At 59.9% G+C, this 8,939-nt stretch carries 11 protein-coding genes; 5 read left to right on the top strand and 6 right to left on the bottom strand.

Annotated features, from left to right (window positions below; genetic code table 11):
- Positions 1-5: 5 nt before the first annotated feature.
- Entirely contained in the window at positions 6-476 is a 471-nt protein-coding gene (locus tag IV091_RS13525) for an NUDIX domain-containing protein (protein WP_293469581.1), read from the top strand.
- 25 nt (positions 477-501) lie between these two features.
- Here the strand turns inward: IV091_RS13525 and IV091_RS13520 are convergent, their stop codons facing one another.
- The gene (locus tag IV091_RS13520; RefSeq protein WP_293469579.1) at positions 502-1,098 is read right to left on the bottom strand and encodes a lytic transglycosylase domain-containing protein; all 597 of its coding nucleotides are present in this window, start codon (positions 1,096-1,098) and stop codon (positions 502-504) included.
- Positions 1,099-1,141: 43 nt separating this feature from the next.
- The gene (locus IV091_RS13515) at positions 1,142-2,884 is read right to left on the bottom strand and encodes a proline--tRNA ligase (RefSeq protein ID WP_293469577.1); all 1,743 of its coding nucleotides are present in this window, start codon (positions 2,882-2,884) and stop codon (positions 1,142-1,144) included.
- A gap of 113 nt (positions 2,885-2,997) precedes the next feature.
- Here IV091_RS13515 and IV091_RS13510 point away from each other — a divergent pair, with 113 nt between their 5' ends.
- Positions 2,998-3,705 carry an RNA pyrophosphohydrolase gene (locus IV091_RS13510; protein WP_293469575.1) on the top strand — a complete coding sequence of 236 codons (708 nt, stop codon included), beginning with the start codon at positions 2,998-3,000 and terminating at the stop codon, positions 3,703-3,705.
- Between the two features lie 17 nt (positions 3,706-3,722).
- Positions 3,723-4,199, top strand: coding sequence for a CNP1-like family protein (locus IV091_RS13505; RefSeq protein WP_293469573.1), 477 nt, complete (start codon positions 3,723-3,725; stop codon positions 4,197-4,199).
- A 68-nt stretch (positions 4,200-4,267) separates the two neighbouring features.
- Here IV091_RS13505 and proB read toward each other — a convergent pair whose 3' ends face one another.
- The 4 genes from proB to rplU all read right to left on the bottom strand — a co-directional run bounded on the left by proB (position 4,268) and on the right by rplU (position 7,291).
- Positions 4,268-5,404, bottom strand: a complete 1,137-nt coding sequence (gene proB / locus IV091_RS13500) for a glutamate 5-kinase (RefSeq protein ID WP_293469571.1) — start codon at positions 5,402-5,404, stop codon at positions 4,268-4,270.
- Positions 5,405-5,518: 114 nt separating this feature from the next.
- On the bottom strand, positions 5,519-6,595 hold the full coding sequence (gene cgtA / locus IV091_RS13495; RefSeq protein WP_293469569.1) for an Obg family GTPase CgtA: 1,077 nt from the start codon (positions 6,593-6,595) through the stop codon (positions 5,519-5,521).
- 99 nt (positions 6,596-6,694) lie between these two features.
- Complete coding sequence (gene rpmA / locus IV091_RS13490) at positions 6,695-6,952, bottom strand: 50S ribosomal protein L27 (protein ID WP_091998773.1); 258 nt, start codon at positions 6,950-6,952, stop codon at positions 6,695-6,697.
- Between the two features lie 27 nt (positions 6,953-6,979).
- Positions 6,980-7,291, bottom strand: a complete 312-nt coding sequence (rplU, locus tag IV091_RS13485; RefSeq protein ID WP_293469565.1) for a 50S ribosomal protein L21 — start codon at positions 7,289-7,291, stop codon at positions 6,980-6,982.
- Between the two features lie 181 nt (positions 7,292-7,472).
- On the opposite strand from rplU, the gene IV091_RS13480 reads away from it, so the two are divergent.
- Positions 7,473-8,456, top strand: a complete 984-nt coding sequence (locus tag IV091_RS13480; protein WP_293469563.1) for a polyprenyl synthetase family protein — start codon at positions 7,473-7,475, stop codon at positions 8,454-8,456.
- Positions 8,457-8,526: 70 nt separating this feature from the next.
- Positions 8,527-8,939 (top strand): amidohydrolase family protein (locus IV091_RS13475; protein ID WP_293469561.1); only part of this gene is annotated, 413 nt, incomplete at its 3' end.

The following is an 8,939-nucleotide window of genomic DNA, read 5'->3' as shown; positions in this document are numbered from 1 at the left end:
CTGGTATGAGTGTCTTGGTCGCCGACGCCGGGCTGCCCCGCCAGGGCGGCGCCGACCGCCAGGTGGTAGACGTGGCGGTCGGCGTGCTGATTCAGGCTGATGGCCAGTTTCTGCTCACGTCTCGCCCTTGCGGCAAGGTCTATGAAGGCTACTGGGAGTTTCCGGGCGGCAAGCTGGAGCTCGGCGAGAGCGTGGAGCAGGCGCTGCGCCGCGAGCTTCAGGAAGAAATCGGCGTCACCATCGGTGCAGTCCACCCTTGGAAGGTCGAAATGGTCGATTACCCGCACGCCTTGGTCCGCCTCAATTTCTGCAAGGTATTTGACTGGACCGGCGAGTTGCAGATGCACGAAGGTCAGTCGTTTGCCTGGCAGGCTTTGCCGGTCACGGTGCAGCCTGTCTTGCCAGGCACCGTTCCGGTTCTGGACTGGTTTGCCCGGGAACGCGAATTTTCTGGCGCCACGCACGCTGTCGTGTGAGTCCCCAGCGACTTGAAACGGCACGCTAGCCGCTAAATTCCCACTGCTTGCTGGCGCCCAGTACCGCGTTGGGGTAGGGCGCCTTGCCGCGCGATCCGTTGTAGCGGCCCAGCCCCAGAAACAAGTCGCCTTTTTCCCGGTCCAGGTAGTGGCGCAGAATCACACAGCCAAAGCGCAGGTTGGTCTGCATCTGGAATAGCTGGCCAGCGTCACCATCGCCAATCACCCGCGTCCAGAAGGGCATGACCTGCATATAGCCGCGCGCGCCTACATGGCTCACGGCAAACTTGCGGAAGTTACTCTCGACCTGAATCAGGCCCAGCACCAGCGTCACATCCAGTCCGGCACGCTTGGCTTCATACCAGACGGTTTGAAGAAATTCCTTGCGTATCTGCCACTCCGGCTTTTTCTTTTTGAGCCGGTCGCCCATGGCCCCCAGCCAGCGCAGGTACACCAGCCGGCTTTCAATGTTCCTGAATTCTGGTACCGGCGGCGCACGATTGGCAATGGCAGCATTCAGTGCCGTGCGCACAGAGTCCATGAGCGGCTCTTCAAGCTGCGAGCCAGCGCTTGCCTGCTCTGAAAAAAGTAGCGGTGTTCCCGCACTCGCTATGCGCAGCAGGCACTTTCTTCTTGAAGGGTTGTCCGGGGCGGTCAAACAGTCCTCACAGCGCCAGTTTTTCCTTGAGGAAGTCCAAAGCGCCGGCCGCATCAATCTTGCTGGCTGCAGTGTCCCGGCGGTGCTGGTATTCGAGCTGGCCTTCTTTGAGCCCGCGGTCTCCGATGGTCACGCGGTGCGGCACGCCTATTAACTCCCAATCGGCAAACATGGCGCCAGGCCGCTCGTTGCGGTCGTCCAGAATCACATCCACACCAGCGGCGAGAAGTTCCTTGTAGAGCTTGTCAGCGGCCGCCTGGACGTCGGGGAAGCGGTCAGGGCTGATCGGGCACAGTACCACGGTAAACGGCGCAATCGCGTCGGGCCAGATGATGCCGCGCTCGTCGTGGTTTTGCTCAATGGCGGCTGCCGGCAACCGGGTGATGCCTATGCCGTAGCAGCCCATTTCCAGGAATTGCGGCTTGCCATTTTCACCAAGGAACGTTGCGTTCATGGCCTGGCTGTATTTGGTGCCGAGGTAGAAAACATGGCCGACCTCAATGCCGCGCTCGATGGCCAGTACGCCCTTGCCGTCGGGGGAGGGGTCGCCTGCGACCACGTTGCGGATGTCGGCGATCAGGTCGGGCTCTGGCAGGTCGCGGCCCCAGTTGACCCCGGTGATGTGAAAGTCAGCTTCGTTGGCGCCGCAGATCCAATCGGCCAAAACCGCGACTTCGCGGTCCACGACGAGCTTGACCGGCTTCTTGAGCTTGAGGGGTCCCAGGTAGCCGGGCTCGCAGCCGAAGTGCTCGTCGATCTCGGCCAGGCTGGCAAACCGGAAGCTTGCCAGTCCAGGCACCTTGCCGACCTTGACCTCGTTCATGCTGTGGTCGCCACGCAGCAACAGCAGCCAGACCTGCGTCTTGATGACTTCGCCGGCTTCGTTGGTCTGGTCAGTGGCCAAGACCAGTGACTTGACGGTGGTGTCGAGCGCAATGCCGAGCAACTCTGCGACCTCGGCGCAGGTCGCCTTGCCGGGGGTGGGCGTTTTGGCCATGGCCTGCGACGCAGACTGGCGTGGGCCCGCAGGCGCCAGCGCTTCGGCCTTTTCCATATTGGCCGCATAGTCGCTGGTGGGGCAGTAGACGATGGCGTCTTCGCCCGTCGCAGCAATCACCTGGAACTCTTCGCTCAAGTCGCCGCCAATGGCGCCGCTGTCGGCGGCCACGGCCCGGTAGGTCAGTCCGAAGCGGTCAAAAATCCGCCGGTAGGCCTGCGCCATGTTTTGATAGCTGGCCTTGGCTGCTGCCTGGTCGCGGTCAAAGCTGTAGGCGTCTTTCATGATGAATTCACGACCCCGCATCAGGCCGAAGCGCGGACGGCGCTCGTCGCGGAACTTGGTCTGGATCTGGTACAGGTTTTTGGGCAGCTGCTTGTAGCTCCTGATGTCCTGGCGCATCACATCGGTAATGACCTCTTCGCTGGTGGGCTGGATCACGAAATCGCGGCCATGGCGATCCTTGATGCGCAGCATCTCGGGTCCCATGGCTTCAAACCGGCCGGTTTCCTGCCAGAGCTCAGCCGGCTGGATCACCGGCATGCTCATTTCGATGGCGCCGGCGCGGTTCATTTCCTCGCGAACAATGGCCTCGACTTTACGGATCACGCGCAGGCCCATGGGCATGTAGTTGTAAATGCCGGCGCCCAGTTTTTTAATCAGGCCCGCGCGGGTCATGAGCTGATGGCTCACAACTTCCGCGTCCGCAGGGGCTTCTTTCAGGGTGGAAATGAAGAACTGGGAGGCTTTCATGGGCTATTTTTCTGGGCTTTGGGGTGGTTTTGGGGCTGGTGCCGTGCGCTGTGCTTGGCGCCGGGGCCTTCGCTGTGCATAATGGACGCAGTTTAAAAATTTGAGGTTTGATTATGCTTGACCGGGACGGCTTTCGGCCCAACGTCGGCATCATCTTGCTCAACCAGAGAAGTCAGGTATTTTGGGGCAAACGTATCCGTACCCACTCATGGCAGTTTCCGCAGGGTGGCATTGACCGGGGCGAAAATCCCGAGCAGGCCATGTTTCGCGAGTTGCATGAGGAGGTCGGACTACACCCGCAGCACGTTCAGGTGCTTGCCCGTACCCGAGACTGGTTGCGCTATGAGGTGCCTGACCGGTTCATCCGCCGCGATGCGCGCGGACATTACAAAGGCCAGAAGCAAATCTGGTTCCTGCTGCAACTGGTCGGACACGACTGGGATCTGAACCTGCGCGCCACAGATCATCCAGAGTTCGATGCCTGGCGCTGGAACGACTACTGGGTGCCGCTCGATGTCGTGGTGGAGTTCAAGCGGGGCGTCTATGAAATGGCGCTCACGGAACTGTCGCGCTTCGTGCCGCGCTGTGATTTCCGGTTCGATTCCCGCCCCGATCATCGCAACCGCTACTTGCGTGCTGGCATGCACCAGCGTGATCAGTCGGTGAGCCTGGCCGGTGAAGTCGGTTCGGGCCTTGCGCAGGATCCCCAGCGCGTTGCTGTGCCAGGATTTGGCTTCATGTTTGAGTTACCACCTGGCGCGACCTTTGAACCTGATCCACAAACCAGCTTTGGCGCTGATCCCGGGACCCCGAAAACGTGACACCAAAACAGACCTTTGTGATTCTTGGTGCGCTTTTGATCGGCCTGACGGGTACGGCATGGGCTCAGCGGGCAGTGGACAACCCGGATTGGAAAGAAATTGAAGTGCCACCGCCGCCCGCCTTTGATGTCGGCAAGCTGATCACGTTTGACGTGTCCCCCAACGCCTCTCTGGTCTATGGTGTCGATCCGGCGGCACTTCGTATTTCCAGCAGCGACGGCGTGGTGCGCTACGTGATGGTCGCAACCAGTGCCAGTGGCGCAACAAACGTCATGTACGAGGGCATACGCTGTGCCACCGCAGAATTCAAGACGTATGCACGCTATACACCGGATGGGCAGTGGCGTGCGGTTGCCAATGCTGAGTGGCGCTCTCTTTTTAGCGGCGCCGCGTCAAGGCATGCGCTGCAATTCGCCAAGGCCGGGGCCTGCGAAAACGCTGCACCCCCGTCTTCGGTGCCGGAAATCATTAGCCGGCTACAGGGCCAGAACTAAGCCATTCAAGCTGTAGTTTTTCTGGATGCAATGCATAACGCAACACAATGCACAGCATCCATGACATTTTACCGGCTGAGGACCAGGTTTGTGCGGTGAACCATTTCCGGCTCTCCCGTGTAACCCAGCAATTTTTCGAATTCCGATGATGCCTTTCGGCAAATAAGAGCGGCTTCCGCGCTTGAGTAGTTGGCCAGGCCCCGTGCAATTTCTGCGCCATCAGGATCCCGGACGGCAATCACGTCGCCGCGTGAAAAATCGCCTTGCACCGCAGTCATGCCAATCGGTAGCAGGCTCTTGCCTTCGTTGCGCACCTTGCTGGCTGCGCCTGCATCCACTGTGACGGCGCCGCGCAGTTGCAGATGGTCTGCCATCCATTGCTTGCGGGCCTGCATTTTCTGAGTTTGCGCCACCAGCAGCGTCCCAATCGCTTCGCCCTGCGTCAGCCGGATCAGGACTTGCGGCTCGCGACCCCAAGCGATGACGGTGGACGCGCCTGAGCCTGCTGCACGCTTTGCTGCCAGGATCTTGGTGATCATGCCGCCCTTGCCAATGCTGGAACCTGCACCGCCCGCCATGGCTTCCAGGGCGGCATCGCCGGCTTGGGCTTCATGCACAAATTGCGCAGCAGGGTCCTTGCGCGGATCGGCGGTGTACAAGCCTTTCTGGTCGGTCAGGATGACCAGCGCATCCGCTTCGACCAGGTTGGCCACCAAGGCCCCCAGGGTATCGTTGTCGCCAAACTTGATTTCGTCGTTGACGACGGTGTCGTTTTCATTGATGACCGGTACCACGCCCAACTGCAGCAAGGCCAACAGGGTGGAGCGGGCATTGAGGTAGCGCTCACGGTCGGCCAGGTCGGCATGTGTGAGCAGCACCTGCGCACTGCCAACGCCATTTTTGCGCAGTTGGGTTTCATAGACCTGGACCAGGCCCATCTGGCCCACTGCGGCGGCGGCCTGCAACTCATGGATGGCTTTGGGGCGGGCGGTCCAGCCCAGTCGCTTCATGCCCTCGGCGATGGCGCCGCTGCTCACCATGATGACTTCGTAGCCGTTTTTGACCAGGGTGGCCAGCTGTTCGCACCATTGGCCGATGGCGACTGCATCAAGACCGCGGCCTTCGTCAGTCACAAGGCTGGAGCCCACTTTGACCACAATGCGCTTGGCGTTGCGCAGAACAGGTGAACCTGCAAGAACTTGCATTTTTGTACTTTAAGGCTTTAGCCCTTTAGCCCTTTGTGTACGGGCACAAGAGGCTATTGTTTTTATAGCAAGCGCCCCCTTGCGCCCGCCAGAGAGTCAGCCGGAAACCAGAAGTTATTGCGGCTCAGGCGGCAGTTCGACAAACCGGGGATCGATTTCTTCCTCGGGTTGCTCGCTTTTCTGGACTTCCTTGACGTGCTGATAAATCGTTTTCACGAGTTGCTCGCAGCCTTCACGCGTCAGGGCAGAAATCTCAAAAACAGGGCCTTTGAACTTGAAGCGCTTGACAAAGTCCTTGACGACAGCGGCCCGGTGATCGGCGTCGACCATGTCGAGCTTGTTCAATACCAGCCAGCGCGGCTTTTTGGAAAGCGCATCGTCGTATTTTTTGAGTTCGCCCACAATCGCCTTGGCCTGTGCGACCGGATCGACGTTTTCATCAAAGGGCGCCAAATCCACAATGTGCAGCAAAAGCCGGGTGCGCTGCAGGTGCCGCAAAAACAAATGCCCCAAACCCGCACCTTCCGACGCGCCTTCAATGAGACCTGGCAAGTCCGCCACCACGAAGCTTTGCTCCGGGCCGACCCGCACCACGCCCAGGTTGGGGTGCAAGGTGGTGAACGGATAGTCGGCAATGCGTGGCCGTGCATTGGACACGGCCGAGATAAAGGTGGACTTTCCGGCATTGGGCATGCCGAGCAGACCCACATCGGCAAGCACTTTCAGTTCAAGCTTCAGGCTTTTTCGGTCGCCGGGCCAGCCTGGTGTCTTGCTGCGCGGCGCGCGGTTGGTCGAGCTTTTGAAGCGCAGATTGCCAAAACCGCCATCGCCTCCTTTGGCGATCAAAATTTGCTCACCAGGCACCAGCAGTTCAAAAAGAACTTCGCCGGTTTCCGCATCGGTCAGGATGGTGCCGACCGGCATTTTCAGGATGACGTCGTCGCCCTTGGCGCCAAACATGTCAGAGCCCATGCCGTGCTGGCCGTTGCGCGCCTCGTGGCGGCGCGAGAAACGGAAGTCCACCAAGGTATTGAGGTTGATGTCCGCAACGGCATACACATGGCCGCCGCGCCCCCCATCGCCCCCGTTCGGGCCACCGAATTCTTTGTATTTTTCGTGGCTGAACGAGACGCAACCGCTCCCGCCATCGCCTGCGGCAATGTCAATATAAGCTTCGTCAACAAATTTCATGATGGAGTGGAGAGTGCGTAGGGAAGGGTTACTTGGGGGCAGTTTACAAACAAAAAAGCCCCGACAGGTCGGGGCTTCGATGCCATCGAAGTGATCGGCTTACGCCGGGGTCACGTTGACGGTGTGCTTGTTCAGCGCGCCCTTGATGGCAAAGGATACCGAGCCATCAACCAGTGCAAACAGGGTGTGGTCTTTGCCGATGCCGACATTGACGCCTGGATGGAACTTGGTGCCGCGCTGGCGCACGATGATGCTGCCTGCGTTGATCACTTCGCCGCCAAATTTCTTGACGCCCAGCATTTTGGGCTGTGAATCACGCCCGTTTCGCGTAGAGCCGCCGCCTTTTTTCTGTGCCATTTTTCGTTACTCCTGGTACTTTACTGATTAACCGGCGATAGCGCCGATAAGCAGTTCAGTGAAGTTCTGCCGGTGACCCTGGCGCTTCTGATAGTGCTTGCGACGACGCATTTTGAAAATGCGAATTTTGTCGTGCCTGCCGTGAGACACGACAGTGACCGTAACAGTTGCGCCGGAAACCAAGGGCGTACCAACCTTGATTGAACTGCCTTCGCCGACAGCCAATACCTGGTCAATAACGATCTCTTGGCCTACGTCCGCAGTGATCTGTTCTACTTTAATTTTTTCTCCAGCAGCAACTTTGTATTGTTTGCCGCCGGTTTTTATGACCGCGTACATGTGAGACCTCGTAAATTGAGTTCTGCGGACGGATTCCCACAGAGCCAAGTATTCTAGCACGGGGCTTGAAAAGCGGCAAGTTCCCCGCCTGCGGCTGATTCGCCATGCCTGTCCTGGCCTGGTGTGGGGCGGGTGTAAGTGCTTTCTATAATCAGGTCAAACTTAACGTCTGGACTGTCTCTTGTCTGCCAATTCTTCAAATACCGCTGCAGCCCTTGCCCTGATTGCCGATGACATGCGCGAAGTGGACGCGGTGATTCACCGTCGCCTGCAATCCGAAGTGGCGCTGGTCAGCCAGGTGTCGCAGTACATCATTGCCGCAGGCGGCAAACGGCTGCGGCCATCGCTCTTGCTGCTGATGTGCGGCGCGCTGGGCTATCGTGGCGCGCAACGCTTCAACCTGGCCGCTGTGGTGGAGTTTATTCACACTGCGACCTTGCTGCATGACGACGTCGTGGACGAGTCCACGCTGCGCCGCGGCCGCGCCACCGCCAACGAAAGTTTTGGCAACCCCGCCAGCGTGCTGGTAGGCGATTTCCTGCATTCACGGGCCTTTCAGATGATGGTGGATGCAGGGGATATGCGCATCATGGAAATCCTCTCCGAAGCGACCAACGTGATTGCCGAGGGCGAAGTGCAGCAACTGATGAACACGCACGACGCTTCGCTCGACGAAGCCGGCTATCTGCGCGTGATCCGGTCCAAGACGGCCAAGCTGTTTGAGGCCAGTGCCCGGCTGGCGGCCGTGCTGGCGCAGTCGTCACCGGCTGTTGAGCAGCATTGTGCCGACTACGGGCAGGCGCTGGGCACCGCATTTCAGGTCATTGACGACGTGCTGGACTACGATGGCGACGTTTCTGAAATGGGCAAAAATCTGGGTGATGACCTGCGCGAAGGCAAGGCGACGCTGCCCCTGATCATTGCGATGCAGCGCGGGACGGAACAGGAGTGCGCGCTGATCCGGCACGCGATTGAAAGCGGTGGAACGGAGCAGATGGCGCAGATCATTGCAATCGTTCACCAGACGGGCGCATTGCAGGCCACGCGGGACGCTGCCGCCGTGGAAGCGCGGCGTGCCCTGGACGCCTTGCAAGCATTGCCGCAAAACGTCTACAGCGACGCCTTGACGCAACTCGCGTCCCAGTTGCTGGCAAGGCGTTCCTGAGGGCATTGTCCAGCGCCGGGTGACGCGAAGTCTGGCACGGAGCCGCGCCGCCAGTGCGACAATTCAGCCCATGACTTCAGCCACTACCCTCACCATCACCCGCCCCGACGACTGGCATCTGCATGTGCGCGACGGCGAGGCCCTGCAAACGGTGGTGCCGCATACGGCGGCGCAGTTTGGCCGGGCCATCATCATGCCCAATTTGCGCCCGCCGGTGACCACTGCCGCGCTGGCACTGGCTTACCGCGCCCGCATTCAGGCGGCCGTGCCCGAGGGCATGGCCTTCGAGCCGCTGATGACGCTGTACCTGACCGACAACCTGGCCGCCGACGAGATCAAGCGGGCCAAGGACGCCGGCGTGGTGGCGGCCAAGCTCTACCCGGCTGGCGCCACCACCAACAGCGACGCGGGCGTGACCGACCTGCGCAAAACCTACAAGACCCTGGAAGCGATGCAGCGCGAAGGCCTGCTGCTGCTGGTGCA

Origin of the sequence: Polaromonas sp. (genome assembly GCF_018780625.1) — a bacterium.
Lineage (GTDB): Bacteria > Pseudomonadota > Gammaproteobacteria > Burkholderiales > Burkholderiaceae_C > Polaromonas.
Note: the sequence above shows the minus strand (reverse complement) of the source record. Positions and strands in the feature narration are given on the sequence as shown.